Genomic DNA, 18,089 nt, shown 5'->3' on the forward strand with positions numbered 1-18,089 from the left:
TGTGGTAAAACTACCCCCTACACACCTTCACTCCATCCCCTGCATGCTTGAGTGCGATGATATGCCCTTGGCCATTGTGGGCCATGGCGAGCATGTCGCCGATATTTATATCACTTTCAACAGCGTGTTTGGTTTTTAAGCTATTCAATAACGAGTCTTTTATTTGAATGAGTACTTCGCTGTGGCAGCTGGCGATGTACCAGTCGTTGTCTACTTTAACTAATTGCCCGTATTCAATATAGCGCTGTTGGTGTAGGCGCAGGTCGGCGGCGAGTTTATTGTCGAGCTGTTGTTTTTGGCTAGTTATTTCACTTGAATAACTGCCCGCATTATCTACTTGGTGAACTTCAATAAAATGATAGCTGCTGTGTTGCATGGCAAAGGTGTTGCGTGATTCGTCATGAACAGGGGTGTTAAATACGGTAAAACCCAGTACTACTAATGCGCAGGCGAGACCAGTCATTTGCAGGGGTAATAAAAAGCGGGCTGGCTTTTTAATTGGTGCTTTAGTTAGTAGTGCATGCTGCTCTGGCGTTAACGTGTGTGCTTTTTTACGCTCGCTAAAATGCTGTTTAAGCTGTTGGTCAAATTGCTCGTTATGCTTGTTCATTATATGCTCCGAGAATTGTTTTTAAGTGTTGTTTTGCATAACGTAGCCGTGTTTTAACGGTTTCATGATTGCTTTGGGTGATCTGTTGTATGTCTTCAAGCGAGAAGCCTTCTTGCTGTAAGCTAAGCGCTTCGCGTTGTACAAAGCTCAATTGTATGAGTGCACTATTAAAGGCGGCATAGTCAAAGGTCTGTTCGCTATTTGGAGCGACGATGACTGTGTTGTCCTCGAGTTCAACAAAGCGCTGCTGCTTACGAAACTCGTCAATTAATGCATTACGTGCTAGGCGAAAAAGCCACGCTTTTGGGTTGTCTTGCGGTTGATAATACTTACGTTTTTCCATCACTTTAAGCCATGTTTGTTGGCTAATATCAAAAGCGAGTTGCTCGTTACTTTGGGTCACTAAATAGTGATAAAGATCATTGCCAAACAGGGCGACGAGTTTAGTTAAGTGGCGATTGTCGCCACTTTTTGCGTAGTCAGCCAAATGATCTTTATTTGGCTGACTAATAAACCATGATTTTAAGCTCGCGATCATAGGCACCTTACTTTGTTTATTATTGAGTGTGCTTTTTTATTGAGTTTGATCTAATTTAAAATCAAGCTGTACACTTTGGTTTGTTTGCACTTGTGCTACGCCATCAATCACTTTTGGGCGGTATTTCCAGCGCTTTATTGCGCGTAGTGCTTCGCGGTCAAAAATACGTTTAGGTTCGGCATTCGTTACTTGTGCGTCAATTACTTCACCCGTTGCAGATACATTAAAGCTTAATTGTACCCAACCTTCAATCCCTTCACGCGCGGCTACGGGTGGGTATTTGGGATTTATACGTACAATGGGAGTGGCATCGCCAGTCGGGCGCTGTAAGGTGGCTTTAATATCGCCGCCTACTTTGCCAATGTTTAAGTCTGGCGTAAATGTGCCAGTAATAATATTAGTGTCTATGCTTGGCGGATTACGCTGCGGTGTTTTTGGCGGCGTTTGCATTTTAGGTGGTGGCGGTAATGTTTGCTTTTGTTGTACTTTTGTATCTTCTGGAGCTTGAAACATTTCTACAATGATTATGTCGCCGTTGTTTCTTGGGGCGCGCTGTTCGCCGCTTATTAAATACTGCATAAATGCAAATGCGGCAAAGGTCATTAAGCCACCGCCAATAATCGCGGCAGATGTTTTTAACGCTACGGGCTGTTGGGGGATTGTAAGTGTGTGCATAAGCATTTCCTGTGTTTGTTATACCCAAGCATCTGGGCGTTTCACAGGTAAAACGGTTGTTAAATCAAAAAGGGGTGAAATATTTTTAAAAAGTTTCGTCATTGCGTGTAGTGATTGGCTACAATGGCGGCTGAATCCTTTTTGTTTTTAATCTTATTAGGCTGTTATGCAACTTATTCAAATTGATAAAGCTCGTTATCGTAAGCATTTAAATCGCGTTATTATTGGCTGTGGCCTTACTTTGGCCATTGGCAGTTTGGCTATTTCACAAACTCTTATTGCTTTTTTTCCTGATGAAAGCGGCAGCCATTTTCATTGGAATTTAATTGGCGTGGTTATTACGAGTTTAACAATTGGCTGGGCACTTAATAAATACCGTACTCACGATTATATGACTGAAGTTGTTTATGTGTGGGAATTAAAACAAGCGCTTAATAAAATAACCCGTAAATTGGCAAAATTAAAAGCCGCAGGGCGAGAAGGTAATCCTGATGCGCTATTAGCTATTCATTATAGTTATGCGGGCTCGCGTTTGTTATGGCAACTTGACGATAACACCATCACTATGGATGAGCTTGCTATTAAACAAGCAGAGCTAGATAGTGTGGCGGCTAAATTTAATGTGAGCTTAGACGCTAATAACTACGATCCTGCAATTTTAAAGCAGTTTTAAGTAATATACCCATGAAACAAATTGAAACAATTTTACCTGTTTTAGTGAATTTAATTCGGTTATCATCAAAAAACACACAATTATAAATGATTTATTTAAATGAAATTAATTTTTGCAACAACATTGCTTTTTTTATCAGGCGCAAGCCATGCAAACGATGTTAGTTTTTCGATTGGCGGTGGTTACCCTTACGTCGCAGTGCCTGAGATTTCTTTAGCGACAAATGAGGGAACACAGCGTTGGTATGCTAATTATAAAATTGGTTTAGATGATGGCTTTTCGGCTGGTTTTGAACATGCCTTAACGAGCGATAAAAAACATGCTGTAGGTTTTGTTGTTGGTGCATTAGGTGTTCAGGATGATGGTCGTCAATGCCCTTTAGAATCTGAAGATGACAGTATTGGTGATGCATTTGGTAATATTTTTGGCTGTGCGTTATCTGGTATATTTGATAGAGAGACCACCAACGGTGTAGGCGTTAGTTATAGTTACCTTTTTAGTGGTTTAAATGAAGGTGGTTGGCGTGTTCGTTTGGAGTTAGGTTATGGCGAAGGCACTAACAGTAACGAAAGTCGCGCAGATGGCGGTGTGAGTATTAGTTACGAGTTTTAATATTAGGGCGTGTTGATCTTTGTGGATTGAAATTTGTTCAACCTAGGGGCGATTTAATCGCGGCGCGAGGTTTGTAACCTAGCGGGCTAAGTAAAAACCGAGCAACAAAGAGTCAATCGTCCCTAGGAAGAACCCTTTGGGCAGCGCATGTTTGGCATTTATACTGCGTTATAGCCTATTTATGGGGAACAACCACACACCATAGGCGCTGCCCTGCCTAAATACCAAACATACTGCTGCAAAATCAATCTCGAAAGGTCAGCACGCCCTATTTTCAAGTAATAATTGAGTAGGCTTTAATAATAAATTTTAGCCTACTCAAACACTATTAACAGCCTTCTACTGTTTAACCTTCCTTTTTGTTATATAACACCTAAGTTCGTTCTTCTGTTTCAGTTTCTTAAATTAATAATAAGTCCGTTTGTGCATTTTAATCGGTTGTTAAAAAATGCTGGTTAAATAAAACGAAATGGCCTGGCTTTACGTATTGAAGCAAATAAAACTGCTGCATTGTTTAGGAAGTTGCTGTGAATAAAATAAATCCAAAAAAATTACGAAATAGTAAGTGGACGGCTGTTAAGCCAATTAATAAAGAAAAACACTTTATTATTGTCGATATGGAGTTTGATGAAGAGGGCGCTGTAGTGTCTTGTGTTATTGAGGCGGTTATGTCAAAACGAGCTGTTGAAATCGATTGGCGCGATTTAAAAGATACCGCTAATTGGTTACAAGGTTGGCAGTAATACAGTGAATTAAAATTGAAAAACCACCAGCGTTATCACTGGTGGTTTGAGCATCTAGATAAAATAGCGATTACTATTTTAATTCAATCCACGCCATGTTCCAGTAAAGACCTACACCAGGCTCATACTGATTTGAACCTTCAGACCACTGTACGCAATAACCATTGTATGGCCATGACTTACACTGATAAACCTTACCATTTTTAGGTTGTAACACGATTGTATTAGCTTTGTAGCTGCTTAAATTTTCAGGGAAAATAAAGTCAGCATCGGTGTTTGGTGGCGTCACTGGTGGAACCGGTTTACCTGGCGTACCAGTGCTTTGTTCTGCAATATTTAAGTGAAACGATTTTTTGTCGGTAGTGCCATTGTGTGCAACATAGCTAATTACTAAATTGTAGTGACCAGCTTGGGCATGAGGGTAATCTAACGTGAGTTGTGATTGCCCCGCATCCACTTGATACGTTTTACTTTGCACACTGTTATATGACTTGTTTAATGTTGCAGAAATAACGGCTTTAGTGCTGATATTAATAGCAAAATCAAGACTAATAGCGCCATCTTTGATGACGTAGTTATGGGCTAAACCACTCACAGTAAAGTTTGGTTTAGGCAGTGGCGCCATTTCAAAAGCAAGCTCAACTGAGCTTATGCCAGAGTTACTTTGTGCGAAGATTTCATTGCGACCAGAGATTGGCTCAATATTTTTATCTTCATTTAGTTGACCTGCTTGTAGCCATGACTGCGACTCGTTAATTTTTTTCGCTAAAGCAAGGGTCCAATTTTCACTAAGACCTTGCTCTGTGGTTGTTATTTCTAACACGGTTTGTAAAGAGGGTAATTCTTTAGAGTCACCAAATACGCGAGTTTTTACTTTATCACCTACTTTTAAATCACGACCAGTGCCAATATCGCCTACATCTTGCCACGACACATTGCTGGTATCACCGTTATCGATCATCACATCAACAACATTATAAAAGCTCATTGGAGTATCTGCTACATCCCATACGCCCAGTACAATGTGGTAACCGCTACGATCTGACGGTACGTTACACAGATGAGTTAATTGACGCGGTGGTTGTTTGTTGTAGCTTTGGTATTCGCAAAAAGGAACCGCTTCAAATTGGTCGCGGGTTAATGGGCTATTAGGGTTCCACGATTTTTTAGTAATAAAATAACGCCAGTCACGAGATGAATGAGCGGCTGTTAGTGTCCAGCTAAACTCATTTGGACCCGCTTTAATATGGCGTTTTGTCCAGCGATTGATTGACTGACTGTCTAGTTGGCCAAATCCGCGAAGACCTGCACTGGCAATATGACCATCAACAGGGCCTGATTCAGGGAAACGATCTAGTCCTTCTAGGCTTTGTGGTTCATAAACAACATTGCCGCAATTGGCGTTTTCGCGTAGGCGACATAAGTAGCCACGAGATTCTGGTTTAGAAATATAACCATGGGCTGATGCGGTATTTGAAACAGGAAGTAACATTGCTAATGCCAACGGTGACATTGCGAGCAATGTTTTATGTAATATGTTCATTATGATCCTAAAAAAGCTAAATGTAATTTAATTTGACGCGCAGAATAAGCACAAAAATGTAGCTTAAGTTTATTCTGCTTGTACCTTTTATGGTAACTTTGAGGTGTGCTTTACACAATAAGCTTTAAGTTTGAAAAGTAGAGGTTAGGTGTGTTTTTTAGTTGTAATGGATTGTTTTTTTGTAGCAGGTAGTTATTTGGTATTTGCTTTCTCTCTAAAACATTAAATTAGAGCTCGTTGTGATCTTGTGTGTCGTAACGTAATAGGTCGCCTGGTTGGCAATCAAGGTGTTGGCAAATAGCGTCTAAAGTACTAAAACGAATCGCTTTTGCGCGGCCAGCTTTTAATACTGATAAATTTTGTGGGGTAATGCCAATTGCATTTGCAAGCTCGCTAGATTTCATTTTTCTCTTCGCGAGCATTACGTCTAAATCGATAATAATTGCCATTAAATTACTAACTCTTGTTCTTGTTGTAATTGGTGTGCTTGTTTCATTACCCACGCGATGACGTAAATAATTAATCCAGCTAACAAACCAATAATGTCTGTGTCATTAATTGACACCATTCTACCAAGTCCACTGCCGGTTACATAATTAAGTAGTGTAAAAAGTAGTGCGGGGTAAATGGCAACAATAATAAATTGAGCAAGTAAAACAGTACCAAGCCAAGTAAAGCAGCTAATATTTTTTGGGTTAAAAAAGAGTCCTTGGCGATAAAGGTAAAATAACCGAATCAAAATAATATTAATTAAAATAAAAGGCAGTAGTTGCAGTAAACCTAACCAAATTACAGCATTGAAGTTATTTTGTGTTAGTTGTTTAGCGGCTGATGCCCATGATCCGCTTACCTCAAGCCCAATCCACATGTTAGTGCCGTTTTCTTGGCTAAAATTTAATAGTGGGGTATCGCTGATCAGCACAATTACAGTGGTAATGAGCATCGTGAGTAAACTGAGCAATAGCAGCGTTAAAATGATATTGCTCATCCAAATTATTTTTTTCATTGTTATAGACTATTTGGCGTTAATTGGGCTAATAATACCTCATAATGCTTTTTAAGTTCAGCACCATCTAGTGCATCACCGTGATGTTTTCCCTGTGCGATATATAATTGCTTATGTTTTGATGCTGAATGTGCGTACAGAGATTTAGCAAGAGAGCTTGGCGTTTGTGTGTCTTTTTCGCCTGTAATAATAAGTAAAGGCGCAGTGTATTGCTCGATGACTTTAAGGTTATCAATACTGCGTAACTCAGGTGAGTAGTTCAGCTCAATAAAAGGCTTTGCGTACCATGGGATACGAGATTGTGTCATTTGCTCTACATTGGTTACACTGCCTTCAAGTACTAGGGCTGCGACATTACGTTGGCTGGCAACATAACTTGCTATCATGCTTCCTAATGAGTGACCGTGAACAATAATAGGCGCATTAACAAGTTCACTGTGTTGCTTTGCAAAATCAAAAACGGTTAACGCATCCTGCTTTAAATTATCAATAGTGGGTTTCCCGTCACTAAGCCCATAGCCTCTGTGATCGATCATTAATATATTCGTTTGTAAAGGCAAAAGTGCCGTTGCAGGCTCGCCCCCGGCTATATTTACTCTAAATTGATTGCCACCAAAATATAGAATAGTTGCTTTAGCATTATCTATGGTTATTAACGTTCCTCTTAATTGAATACCATCTTGGCTAGCAATCGTTATAAGTTGTGTTTTTGCTGAGCGATTAATAGCTTTCAGATCAGAGAGTTGTATCCGTTTATCTGGCTTAATAAAGTGAGACTCTTTAAGGCTTATGGTAGTACAGGCTGCTTGGCTAAATAGCAGTAGAGTAAGTGATATTTTGATAATTATTTTTAACATGGTAGCTCCTTTAAAAAATTTAATATGTCAGGATTGTTACTTTTAATCAATCAAAAGTTATCGTTTAGCGGTAATTTTATTGTTTTAAACTTCAATGTTCCACCACTGTAGTTATAAATGTGATGATGAAATTAACCAAAAAATGGCTGATTTAATAAGTAAAGAGGAAGGTGCTTGATAGCAGATAATATAAATTGCTAATTCGACTGAGCAATTTATTTAGCTTGATTATCATTCAATTTAGTAGGTAAAAGGTTTTTTTTTTCGTATTTATTTGCTAGGGTTGCGGTTGTATTATGGATGATTGGTTTTTTCAGGGATGATGATGAAGACTATTACTGCCTTTTGCCTTTGGCAATCTGTTGTATGTAGCTATGCGTTCGCGCATATCACTTATGTGAATAAGTCCCCTCTAAATATCCAGCGTTATTTCACTACAAAAATAGTTAATGAGTTATCAGATAATAAGTTTGAATTGATTTATTTTGATTCAAATTTGGATTTGTTATCCCATCAATATTTTGAGCATAACGCGGTAAGTATTCAATGTATAATTGATGTACCTGTAGAGCAAAGTAATAAGTATGGAAATGCTTATAAATACTGGAATGATGGAAATGTATTTCAGTCGTGTGCGACTGCATCGACAGATTTTTTTTCTATCAGTGAAAGCACTTTGTTAGAGGCGGTTTCAAATCAAAATATCATTGTTTTGCATGTACCCAATAGAATCAAGCCGGATCTCCTTTTACACGGAAACTTACTCGTTGAACGCGCATTTAAATTAATGCCTTTAACTGAGTTTCATCAAGCTTATCCTGAGATTACTAAGTTACTTAAACGTAATCGTAGACTGATTGTCGGGCAAGGAAAGCATACCTTCCAATTATATTTAGTGGTAAAAAGGAATTAAAAATGCAAAACAATAAACTTACAAAAAGCGCTTTATGTGTAGGCATGGCGTTGGCTTCAACCTCTGTTTTTGCTGCAAGTAGCTGGTTATCACGCGTTAATACAATAGATGAAAACCAAAATAAGCAAACCTTTTCAGCTCAAAATATCCAATCAGTCAATGTAAGCTCCACTGATTCTTCTAAAGCGATATTTGATATTACAGTCTCTTTGCATAATAACCCTGAAGGGGTTGAGCAAGTAGTTTATGAAGAAATTTTTGCAAATTTTGCCGATGGTATCTGTGAACAAACTAATGGTGCGCATAAGCTAGGAAAAGTAAGTGTATTTAGAGAAAATAAGCATCGCTCTAAATCTGACATTATTTGGGGTGAAAGAGAGTGGCCACGTGCCAATGCTTCTGGTTTTGGTGCCAATGGCATGCACATTTGGTTTGGTGATGTTTTCCCTAATGGTGCATCGCCAGGTGTTGATCATGACATGCTTAACGATCCATTAGGTGCAGGTTATACATTAGCACATGAGTGGGGGCATTATGCATATGGCGTATTTGATGAATACCAGGGTACAGCCGATTCAGGGGAAGCGAGCACACCGTTAAATACAGATGTTGCTGCAACATCTATAATGAGTAACCAATGGCGAGCAACGCAAGGTGATATGATATGGCTCAATCATTCTACGGCAGATTCTATAGGCGACGTAAACCGTACAGCACAAGGGCGGGTTTACGGTAAAAGTGCTTGGGAGGTATTACTGCAAGATGCTAAAGATGACCCTAAGTTAGGGCGTAAAACAGCGCAGCCTAATCGTACACGTTTTGTCACATTGGCAGATAATGCACCTGATAGTACTACACCAGTAAAAATTGAGCTACCAACGGCCCAGACATCATGTCGCGATCAACTTGAAGTTGTTTGGGTTGAAGGTGATATTGATATGCAAGTTGTTATAGATCGCTCAGGCAGCATGTCTGGCTCAGCAATTGATAACGCAAAACAAGCCGCCAAAATATTAGTGGATGCGACAGCTGAAGGCAGTACTTCCTTGGGGCTAGTGAGTTTTTCTAGCAACCGCAGTGTTGTACAGGACTTTCCAATACAAAAAATCGAAAACCCTGATACAGGTGTAAAAGTAAGTCTGAAGGCGTCAATTGATGCTATTCGTTCTTCAGGCTCAACGGCTTTATACGATGGGTCACAGTTAGCGCTAGATAATTTAGTTACCTATCAACAAAATGAGGGGAGCGGTGCACCAGGAGTGGTATTTGTATTAGCTGATGGCGATGATAATAGCTCAACAAGGTCGCAAAGTGAGGTTATTGCAAATTATCAAAATTCAAATATTCCTATTTTTAGCTTTGGTTATGGCTTTGCATCACCAACAGGCCCTTTATTAACGTTAGCAAATGAAACCGGGGGAAAATATTTTTCATCTCCTACATCACTTGCACAAATTGTGGATGCATTTTTACAAGCAAATGCAATCGCAACGGATAACCAAAATTTAGCGTCATCATTGCTCACAATAAATAGTGCTGAAAGTGCCACGCAAGCAATAGAAGTTGATTCAGGTTTAGATAATATTAATGTTTTTGTGAATCATAATTTAGCGGCAACGGATGTTGAGCTTAAATTATTAGATGCTACTGGTGTTGAAGTCACCGGAGTTGTTTTTGAGTGTGTTGAAGCCGCGGGCACACAGTCTTGCAATACAAACATTACTCAAGCTGATATTGCGGCACATGGTCTTGGGCAGTGGCAGCTGCAGATCAGTAATGTGAGCGTAAATAGTGAGTTAAAAACTGCTGTTAATATTAGTGCGGAGCCAAGTCTTTCAGGTAGTTATACGGTCAGCGTAGAAGGCTTTACAGGTAATGCAGTAACTTACCCTGAACCGATGATTATCACCACTGCGATTACGAAGGATAAGTTGATCACTGGGGCTAATGTAGTTGCGACTATTACATCACCGTCGGACCTTACCACGACGTTGGATATGTTTGATAATGGCCTTGAGGGCGATGCGGTGGCAGGTGATGGTATCTACTCTGTTATTGCTCCTTATAAAAGTAACGGGATTTACCAAGTAGAAGTTCACGTAAATAATAATGATAGCGCTGCTATGTATACGACTACGGGCTTATTAACGGCGACTTTAGATGGATCAGTTCCTACAATTGAAGCGTTACCAGCGATTACTGAAAATTTTGTACGTATCACTAAAACATCTTTAGTTATTACCGATGTACCACGTGATAGTGATGGTAACGATACCTATACAGGTAGTGATGATTTAGCTACAACGAATGCAGGTGTTACAGGTGTTGTTGATAATGCAGGTGATATAGACTTTTATGATATTAGTGGTGTTGATACTAGTAAGGATTTAGTCGTTCGTGTAGCTGATTTAAGTTTAGGTATGAAGCCGAGCCTAAATTTATATAAATCAGATGGTACAACAGCAATAAAAGAAAGCATTACTTTGGATACTAATCCATCTAAAACAGGGTATCTATATTATACAATAGATAAAGCTGATCTAGAGTCAAATATTTATGCTGCGGTTAAACATGAAGATGTAAGTGCTGTAGCGGGTGGGTATCAAATTAGTGCTGGTGAGGCATTAAATACCGACGTTGCGCCTAATAATGCACCAGCGATCAATGCAGATAATGTTAGCGTCTGGTCAGGTCAAACAAAAATGTTATCGCCTTTAAATAATGATACCGACATTGACGGTGATACGTTAACGATTGACAGCATTGATACCACTAATACACTTGCAACGGTTACCCTTTCAGGAGATAAAGTCACCTATGATGCATCGGTAGCATTTGCTGACGAAACACAAGGGACCATAGTAACCGATACGTTTAAATATATAGCCACAGATAATAACGGTGCATTTGTTGAAGGTACTGTTACCGTAGCTGTTAATATCAACAGTTCACCTGAGGCCGCTGTTGATACGGTTGAAGTGAAAGAAAATGCATCAGTTACTATTTCTGCCTTGAGTAATGATAGCGATATAGATGGTCATACAATTACGTTATTAAGTTACGACGCAGCACTTAATGGGCAGTTAACAGATAATAATGACGATACTTGGAATTACTCTCCAAATGGGCAATTTGATAACCTTAAAAAAGGTGAAACAGCAACAGAGAGCTTCACTTATACGATTGCCGATGAATTGGGCGCGCAAAGCTCAGCGCAAGTGACTATAACGATTATAGGTGAAAATACATTGCCAGTAAGTGTCGAAGATACAGCAACAACAACTAAGTCTGAAACTGTACAGGTTGATGTTTTAGCGAATGATACTGATGAGGATGGTGATGTATTAACTGTTTCATCGTTTAATGCTGATAATATCAAAGGTGCAGTTACAGATAATGGTAATGGTACGCTAACATATGATCCTGCAGGTAAATTTGACAGCTTATACAGTGGAGAATCTACGACAGAAACATTTACATACACGGTTTCTGATGGTGAACAGCAAGTAACAACAAACGTTGTGATGACTATTACAGGCGAAGGTACTAAACCTGCTGTGCCGGTAGATAATACAGAGCCAACTACGCGTAAATCGAGTGGTAGTTTATATTGGTTTACATTGTTATTAATGCCATTTGCGGCGCTTAGACGACGTAAAAAATAATATAATTTAAAATAACAGAAGCAAGCTTCATTAAGCTTGCTTTTTTTGTGAGTTAAACTGAATGGATGAGCATTATTGCTAATTAAATAACTCATTCGCGGCATTAAAAATTACTTATACATGATAGCCATAAACGCTGCCTTGTTATTGAGCTACTCCCTTATCGCTGTAACGGAGCGCTAATTCAATGCAATTGGCATCACTATTTTTTACTGCGCGGAGCTCCTAGTACAATAGCCGTTTGGCAAATGCATACCGATAAAAATGCGCTGACACCCAATGCCCCCCCAAAGTTATTAAATCTCGGTATTAAATGTTCAAACAGTACTGAAAAAATCAAACTGGCTGAAAATAAAGTGTAAATACCAAAGCGTTTAGGCGCACTCATGCCGATGAAGGTACCGCCAAAAAAAATTGCACTGTAAAGCTGTGCATCAACGTCACTCAAGCTCAATAGCAGATAAGCGCTAATTGATAAGATTGCTGATGCACGAATAGCATCAAGACGATTGTGTTGTGCTAGGTAAAAAGTTAAGAATGCGCCAAGTAACGCAAGTAGTGCAGATATAAGGCTCATAAAACAATCCCCTTAGCTAATACAAATAGAGCTACACTGACAAATGCAATACTTCCCAATCTACCACCAAAGCCTGTAAATAGCTTTGTTGTTAATACATACAAAATTGCGCCAATCAATGAAATAATGGCAAGCTCCCAGTAGCTACTTATTAAACCCTGTGAACACATACCTGCAAAGCTCCCAGCATAAATAGCCGCATATGGGTGATTACCAGAGCTTTTTGGAAAAGGAATAAAGCTACCAATAAGCCCTGTAAGGCAAGATGCAATAACCACAGGTACCATAAACTGTGTATGCAAGGTGTAACACGCAATAGAGCCCATAAAAAAAGCAATGTATTTTAGGATGAAAAATTTGGTCATAGCGCAGTGTTAAAAATAGGGCTTACTTGTAGTTTGAAACAGTAAAGCATTTTATTGTTAGGATCATTCATTTTATTTTACGATGTTTAAATATGGTTGTTCGGTTGCTATTTGTTTTTCAGGTTCAGGTAACTGCCATTTTTTTAAAATTGCTTGATATTGGCCACTCTCTTTTACTTGTTCAATCGTTAGCTTAATTGCTGATGCCGTTTGCTCATCTAGATTTTTGTTTGCAGCAAAGTAGAGTGTGGAAGGGTAATCAGTTAAATGAACATGCTTTTTTACTTGGTTAGGGTCTAAACCAATAAGTTTTAATTCATTTTGTAATGTGAGTGTGTTAGTTAAAACAAAATCAACTCGGCCTTTATAAAGCATATTCCACAATTGAGAGTAATTACTTACGAGTACTAAGTTATTACTCTCATCAAAACCAGCACTTCTAAGATAATGCTCGCTTGAGTAACCCCTAATCGTACTGACCCTGTAAGCTCTTGCGGCTTGAAGTGAGGGGGTCGAGTATTCAAAATCCTTTAGGCTTACTAAATATGCATCTGCAAAATAGACTTGACCGAGCCATTGAAACTGACTTTCACGAGTTGGATTTTTTAATAACGACATCATGATGATATTTGGGTGTGTTTCAAATTCATGAAAAGCGCGTGCCATTGGCATTATTTCAAATTTACCCGTTAATTTTGCTTTTTTTAAAACGGCTTTTGAAATATCCACTAAAGCACCAACCACTTCACCTTCACTATTTTTGAAGTGATAAGGAGGTAAGTCTTCAGCTACGAATGTTAACGATGTTGCTAAACCAAATGGGCTGTACAGTGGTAAAATGAAGGTTAGTAGCAGGTTGCGCAATATAAATGCTCTCTTTTTAAACAAGCAGAGTGCAGTTTAGTGAAAGTTAGCCTAAAGGTATAGAAATTATTAAAATACTTTATTCTTTATTCTTTATTCTTTATTCTTTATTCTTTATTCTTTATTCTTTATTCTTTATTCTTTATTCTTTATTCTTTATTCTTTATTCTTTATTCGTATTTTAACCACAAGTAATGAATTTTTATATATTCTTTTAGGTAACTTCTTTGCCTTCATGCCTGGCTGCTAAATCATCGAGCTCTGCGCATGTGTAGTCAAATTCTGCACTGTCAAAGTAATAGCTAACCTTAACATCAAAACCACCATTTAAAAGTGTGGTTTTTACATCTGCAATAGGCCAGTGTTTTAATTCATTTAAAAAACGGTTAGCTACTTGACCTGACTGGAAACGATAGCGAATTTCTGATTTCATATTTAATAAGTGTAATTTAAAGCTATTTATCTCGTAGTTTGTGGATTTGGCAGGTTTAGTCAAGTTTTTTACGCTTATAGATCTGCAATAAAGCATAAAGTTGCGATTATTAGCATTGGTTTTCAGTTACTTTTGCTTTAACGTAAGGGTCTGAAAATAAAATATAGATGTGAGTAGATTAAAAGGTATGACTAAGTACGGTATAAGTGTGCTATGAAAACGCCAAAACAGATTTTACCGTTAATAGAGGACGGTATAGTTGATGAAGTCATCAGCCAATTAATGAGTGGTAAAGAAGCCTCAGTGTATGTAGTTCGCTGCGGTGAACATATTCGCTGTGCGAAAGTATACAAAGATGTACAACACCGCAGTTTTAAACAAGCAGTAAAATACCAAGAAGGACGCAAAGTACGTAACAGCCGTCGTGGCCGTGCGATGGAAAAAGGCTCTAAATTTGGCCGTAAAGAACAAGAAAATGTGTGGCAAAATGCTGAAGTGGATGCGCTATTTACACTCTCACGCGTTGGTGTAAAAGTTCCACAGCCGCATGGTTGTTATGATGGTGTACTGATCATGGATTTAGTCACCGATAATGATGGTGATGTTGCGCCGCGCTTAAATGATGTAAATTTAACTGCTGAGCAAGCAATTGAAGATCACGCTACTATGGTGCATTACATTCGTTTAATGCTGTGTGCAGGTATTGTGCATGGTGATTTGTCTGAATTTAATGTGTTAGTTGATAGTTATGGCCCCGTAGTTATAGATTTACCGCAAGCGGTGAATGCGGCGGCAAATAACAATGCGCAAGAAATGTTTTTACGCGATGTACGTAATATGCGCTTGTATTATGGGCAGTACGCACCAGAAATACTCGATACACGTTTTGGTGAAGAAATGTGGGCATTGTATCAAGCGGGTGAGTTAACCGCTGAAACGGTTCTTTACGGTAATTTAGTCGATGATCATGCTGCTGCTGATGTTGATTCGGTTCTTGATGAGATCAAAGCTGCATTTGAGCAAATGCAAGAAAACCAAGAACGGATAAAGGCTGCACAAGCACCTGACGAAGAGTAAAGATATCGCGTGTTATACGCTTATGGTCAATGTTAAAGATGCGCGCTAACAGCCTTAAATTCTGTTAGACTGCGCAGCCTTTGGCGACTCGCGGTGAGTTGCTTTAAAACGACAGTTAGGAACGCCGGTGTCAAAATTTTTCTATCGCGGTAAACCCGATATTATGGGTAAAAATAACCAAGGTACTTATAAGCCTAAGCCAAATGTAAAACCTGGTAGCGAAGAAAATCCGCTGGTTTTACAGGTGCAAAGCCCTGAGCGCGAACGTGAAATAAATGCTATTTTGGTAGCCAATGATTTATTTGCTGATATTAAAGTTGATAGTACGTTAGCTGAAGACATTGCTCCTTTGGATATCGTACTCAACAAACCCGTTACGCAAGTTTTTGAGAAAACACCACAACGTAACGATCCATGTTCGTGTGGAAGTGGTAAAAAATATAAAAAGTGCTGTGCTTAACTCGATTAAATAAGTTTAGCTGTAGTTGAATAAACCATCCCAATGGCTATCGAGCTGAGCTTTCGCTTGGCTTAACTCAACACTAAAGTAATGCTGTTCAATAACAGTAACCAGTTTCATTTTTGTTAGCTTGTTCAGTGCATCAGTAATTTCAAAATCAAGTTCACATTGGTAGCTATTTTTAAACCAGTCTTCAATCTTTTCATCAAGCGCTTGCGCGGTTAAACCTTGCGGTGACTTTAATAAGAAGGTGTAGGCAAGCAGTGCTTCTTTAACGTCTTCTTCTTCGGCAGAGTCAATCAATGTATGAAATACGCCTGCATTGTTGTCTAAATTTTTAAAGTACAAGTTATCAGTGAGTGCTTTCATAAAACGAATTTTACGGTTTTTAAATTTACTCCATTCTTTAAAAATAAAGCTACCAAACACGCCCATTCCAATAGCAAAAGTAATAAAGTGCTGTTGGCTCATATGTACTTCTTCATTACGCCAACCTCCCCAAAAGGCTAATAAAGCGATTAACAATAAAATAGACGCGCCAAGTTTCGTCACTAATACTATCGCGCCGCCAATGAGTGCTGATGTGGCAATGACCACTTTATCAATCGGGCGCATTTTAACTTCGCTGTTTGGAAACAACATTTCTAGGTCTGCTTTAGGGACGTTTTGAAATAATTTTATGATGGTCGAATTAGGCTCATAACCCAGTGTTTTTTTGTTTTTTGCAGTAAAGTAATCTGCCCCTTTAAAGCGAATAAACACCGCAACGCGTTCATAATTTGTAAATTGTAGAGTGTGTGTTTTTAATCCCCACCATGAGCGAAGTTGCTCAGTTTTTTGGGATTCACCTCTGCGATAAAACACGACTTCAGCAAAATCATCAAACTCAACGGCTAAACGTACTTTAAAGAGTGACTCTTCACGCAGGGCATCTTGTAAATCGTCAGAAGTGATCTTTTCGTAGTTTGCTGCATTGAGAATGCTTGCAAACTCTTTAGCAAATTCAGCCTGATGAAGGGCTTTTTGTTCATCAGAAATTAGTCCGAGTAAGCGAGTGTCTCTGTTTGGGTCAAAAGGGGCATAGTTATGTTTAAGTGACTCAAGTTGGTGATGGTATTGATTATGTATCAAGCTTGCGAGTAAATGGCTAAATTGCTTGAAGGACTCAGTATCTTGTTCGGTAAGCTCTTGGGCACAGAGATCGACAATATCGTGCTTTGTGAAGGGAATAAATCGATCGTTTGACATACGGTGCGCTTTTACATACTTATTAATTCATAGATAGTAAAAAATAAAACTTATAAATGCGACATAAATCTGAGACTTAACTTATGATTGCATGTTAAATAAAGCACATTGAGATTTTTTAATGTTTTATTGTTGGCATGGCTATTTAATGTAATAGTGCATATTTGTAATTAATCTTAAATGGCGTGCGACTCCTCTTTATGTATATTAAACCCTTAAAGCAGCTTTTTACTGTGTTGTTTGTTGTGATGATTGCCGTAGTAATAGTTGGTTATTTATCAGAATATCATGTGCTTGAGCAAGATATATACTTTAATGGTGTTGCGACTGATGCAATAAATTTATTAATTGTTATTTGTATATTTTGGCTGGTTCAGTTATCTCACTTGGTGATAAAAACGTATTTTTTCTTAAGCTTAGGTTTGTGGTTATGGACTACAGGATTGCTTTTTGATTTATTAGATGAAGTACTCTTTCAACCTAAATGGATTGGTATTTATGTTGAAGATATGTTTCGTACATCTGGCATGTTAGTGACAGGTTACGGCTTATTCTTAGCTATGCAGAATTTGGCGCAAGCTCATCAACAGCTTTCTAAAGAACTAATTACGGATGATTTAACTAAAGTAGCTAATAGGCGTTACTTTTACCAGTATGTGAAAAACAATGAGAGTAAGCCTTACAGTATTTTTATTGTTGATATTGATCATTTTAAATCAATTAACGATGAGTTTGGGCATGATATCGGTGATGATGTTTTAAAAGAATTGGCTGTTCTATTTGCGAGTGAGTTTAAGGACGATGCTATTTTTGCTCGTATCGGTGGCGAAGAATTTGCCATTTATTACCCAAGTACGTGTATGGCAGATATCACAGCAATCACACAGCACTTGCTAACTCTTGCAAGTACTGTTGATGTTGCTGCAACTCGTAAGTTAAGTGTTAGTATTGGCGGCTCAATAAAGCAAGCTGATGATTCGTTGATAGAGGTTATGAAGCGTGCAGATCAAGCGTTATATAAAGCTAAAAATAGTGGCCGAGGACGTTTTGAAATAACATAACACCTGTTATTTTAGTAATAAAAATACCTTCCAATATGTACAGAGTTAAAGGCCAATTTTACATTTGATGGCCTCACGCCTCGTTTTTTAATAATTCACTTATACTAAAACCCTTTTATATTTAGCAGGTTAAGCTTTATTTTTTGTTTGGCACTTAGATTGCAAAGAG

Annotated in this window: 20 protein-coding genes; 8 read left to right on the top strand and 12 right to left on the bottom strand. The window is 38.5% G+C overall.

All coding sequences use genetic code 11. From position 1 onward, the window contains the following. Nucleotides 1-10 precede the first annotated feature (10 nt). The 3 genes from HH219_RS14265 to HH219_RS14275 are packed head-to-tail and all read right to left on the bottom strand — an operon-like array spanning nucleotide 11 to nucleotide 1,823. Nucleotides 11-610: a hypothetical protein gene (locus tag HH219_RS14265; RefSeq protein ID WP_169327851.1), complete on the bottom strand. Its 600-nt coding sequence runs from the start codon at nucleotides 608-610 to the stop codon at nucleotides 11-13. Next, nucleotides 597-1,148, bottom strand: coding sequence for an RNA polymerase sigma factor (locus HH219_RS14270; RefSeq protein ID WP_169327852.1), 552 nt, complete (start codon nucleotides 1,146-1,148; stop codon nucleotides 597-599). The genes HH219_RS14265 and HH219_RS14270 overlap by 14 nt, the downstream gene beginning before the upstream one ends. A 36-nt stretch (nucleotides 1,149-1,184) precedes the next feature. Further along, nucleotides 1,185-1,823: an energy transducer TonB gene (locus tag HH219_RS14275; RefSeq protein WP_169327853.1), complete on the bottom strand. Its 639-nt coding sequence runs from the start codon at nucleotides 1,821-1,823 to the stop codon at nucleotides 1,185-1,187. Nucleotides 1,824-1,989: 166 nt separating this feature from the next. On the opposite strand from HH219_RS14275, the gene HH219_RS14280 reads away from it, so the two are divergent. The 3 genes from HH219_RS14280 to HH219_RS14290 all read left to right on the top strand — a co-directional run bounded on the left by HH219_RS14280 (nucleotide 1,990) and on the right by HH219_RS14290 (nucleotide 3,851). Next, nucleotides 1,990-2,496, top strand: a complete 507-nt coding sequence (locus HH219_RS14280; RefSeq protein WP_169327854.1) for a DUF3087 domain-containing protein — start codon at nucleotides 1,990-1,992, stop codon at nucleotides 2,494-2,496. 99 nt (nucleotides 2,497-2,595) lie between these two features. Beyond that, complete coding sequence (locus tag HH219_RS14285) at nucleotides 2,596-3,108, top strand: hypothetical protein (protein ID WP_054453177.1); 513 nt, start codon at nucleotides 2,596-2,598, stop codon at nucleotides 3,106-3,108. Nucleotides 3,109-3,635: 527 nt separating this feature from the next. Further along, nucleotides 3,636-3,851: a TIGR02450 family Trp-rich protein gene (locus HH219_RS14290; protein ID WP_169327855.1), complete on the top strand. Its 216-nt coding sequence runs from the start codon at nucleotides 3,636-3,638 to the stop codon at nucleotides 3,849-3,851. A 73-nt stretch (nucleotides 3,852-3,924) separates the two neighbouring features. On the opposite strand, the gene gbpA is transcribed toward HH219_RS14290, so the two are convergent. The 4 genes from gbpA to HH219_RS14310 all read right to left on the bottom strand — a co-directional run bounded on the left by gbpA (nucleotide 3,925) and on the right by HH219_RS14310 (nucleotide 7,257). Next, nucleotides 3,925-5,394 carry an N-acetylglucosamine-binding protein GbpA gene (gene gbpA, locus HH219_RS14295; RefSeq protein ID WP_169327856.1) on the bottom strand — a complete coding sequence of 490 codons (1,470 nt, stop codon included), beginning with the start codon at nucleotides 5,392-5,394 and terminating at the stop codon, nucleotides 3,925-3,927. Between the two features lie 227 nt (nucleotides 5,395-5,621). Then, nucleotides 5,622-5,843, bottom strand: a complete 222-nt coding sequence (locus HH219_RS14300; protein WP_054205376.1) for a helix-turn-helix transcriptional regulator — start codon at nucleotides 5,841-5,843, stop codon at nucleotides 5,622-5,624. Beyond that, nucleotides 5,843-6,400, bottom strand: a complete 558-nt coding sequence (locus tag HH219_RS14305) for a DUF2975 domain-containing protein (RefSeq protein WP_064435709.1) — start codon at nucleotides 6,398-6,400, stop codon at nucleotides 5,843-5,845. Before HH219_RS14305 ends, HH219_RS14300 begins: the two co-directional genes overlap by 1 nt. Nucleotides 6,401-6,402: 2 nt before the next feature. Then, nucleotides 6,403-7,257: an alpha/beta fold hydrolase gene (locus HH219_RS14310; RefSeq protein ID WP_169327857.1), complete on the bottom strand. Its 855-nt coding sequence runs from the start codon at nucleotides 7,255-7,257 to the stop codon at nucleotides 6,403-6,405. Between the two features lie 397 nt (nucleotides 7,258-7,654). Here HH219_RS14310 and HH219_RS14315 point away from each other — a divergent pair, with 397 nt between their 5' ends. Beyond that, nucleotides 7,655-8,170 carry a hypothetical protein gene (locus HH219_RS14315; protein ID WP_169327858.1) on the top strand — a complete coding sequence of 172 codons (516 nt, stop codon included), beginning with the start codon at nucleotides 7,655-7,657 and terminating at the stop codon, nucleotides 8,168-8,170. 2 nt (nucleotides 8,171-8,172) lie between these two features. Further along, on the top strand, nucleotides 8,173-11,835 hold the full coding sequence (locus tag HH219_RS14320) for an Ig-like domain-containing protein (RefSeq protein ID WP_169327859.1): 3,663 nt from the start codon (nucleotides 8,173-8,175) through the stop codon (nucleotides 11,833-11,835). Between the two features lie 202 nt (nucleotides 11,836-12,037). Here the strand turns inward: HH219_RS14320 and HH219_RS14325 are convergent, their stop codons facing one another. The 4 genes from HH219_RS14325 to HH219_RS14340 all read right to left on the bottom strand — a co-directional run bounded on the left by HH219_RS14325 (nucleotide 12,038) and on the right by HH219_RS14340 (nucleotide 14,074). Beyond that, nucleotides 12,038-12,412 (bottom strand): hypothetical protein, encoded by a 375-nt coding sequence (locus tag HH219_RS14325; protein WP_054205381.1) that lies wholly within the window; start codon nucleotides 12,410-12,412, stop codon nucleotides 12,038-12,040. After that, complete coding sequence (locus HH219_RS14330; RefSeq protein WP_170174240.1) at nucleotides 12,409-12,777, bottom strand: hypothetical protein; 369 nt, start codon at nucleotides 12,775-12,777, stop codon at nucleotides 12,409-12,411. The genes HH219_RS14325 and HH219_RS14330 overlap by 4 nt, the downstream gene beginning before the upstream one ends. A gap of 72 nt (nucleotides 12,778-12,849) precedes the next feature. After that, a complete protein-coding gene (locus HH219_RS14335) occupies nucleotides 12,850-13,641 on the bottom strand; it encodes a transporter substrate-binding domain-containing protein (protein WP_211842144.1) in 792 nt (263 codons plus the stop codon). 214 nt (nucleotides 13,642-13,855) lie between these two features. Then, nucleotides 13,856-14,074, bottom strand: a complete 219-nt coding sequence (locus tag HH219_RS14340) for a hypothetical protein (protein ID WP_054205435.1) — start codon at nucleotides 14,072-14,074, stop codon at nucleotides 13,856-13,858. Between the two features lie 213 nt (nucleotides 14,075-14,287). Between HH219_RS14340 and HH219_RS14345 the strand changes: the two genes are divergently transcribed. After that, nucleotides 14,288-15,151, top strand: a complete 864-nt coding sequence (locus HH219_RS14345) for a PA4780 family RIO1-like protein kinase (RefSeq protein ID WP_054205383.1) — start codon at nucleotides 14,288-14,290, stop codon at nucleotides 15,149-15,151. A 127-nt stretch (nucleotides 15,152-15,278) separates the two neighbouring features. Then, nucleotides 15,279-15,611: a PBPRA1643 family SWIM/SEC-C metal-binding motif protein gene (locus tag HH219_RS14350; RefSeq protein WP_054205384.1), complete on the top strand. Its 333-nt coding sequence runs from the start codon at nucleotides 15,279-15,281 to the stop codon at nucleotides 15,609-15,611. Between the two features lie 15 nt (nucleotides 15,612-15,626). On the opposite strand, the gene HH219_RS14355 is transcribed toward HH219_RS14350, so the two are convergent. Continuing rightward, entirely contained in the window at nucleotides 15,627-16,859 is a 1,233-nt protein-coding gene (locus tag HH219_RS14355; RefSeq protein ID WP_054205385.1) for a TMEM143 family protein, read from the bottom strand. A 200-nt stretch (nucleotides 16,860-17,059) separates the two neighbouring features. On the opposite strand from HH219_RS14355, the gene HH219_RS22075 reads away from it, so the two are divergent. Continuing rightward, nucleotides 17,060-17,920 carry a GGDEF domain-containing protein gene (locus tag HH219_RS22075; RefSeq protein WP_249118529.1) on the top strand — a complete coding sequence of 287 codons (861 nt, stop codon included), beginning with the start codon at nucleotides 17,060-17,062 and terminating at the stop codon, nucleotides 17,918-17,920. Nucleotides 17,921-18,089 lie beyond the last annotated feature (169 nt).

The organism is Pseudoalteromonas sp. NEC-BIFX-2020_015 (genome assembly GCF_012952265.1).
Classification (GTDB): domain Bacteria; phylum Pseudomonadota; class Gammaproteobacteria; order Enterobacterales; family Alteromonadaceae; genus Pseudoalteromonas; species Pseudoalteromonas neustonica.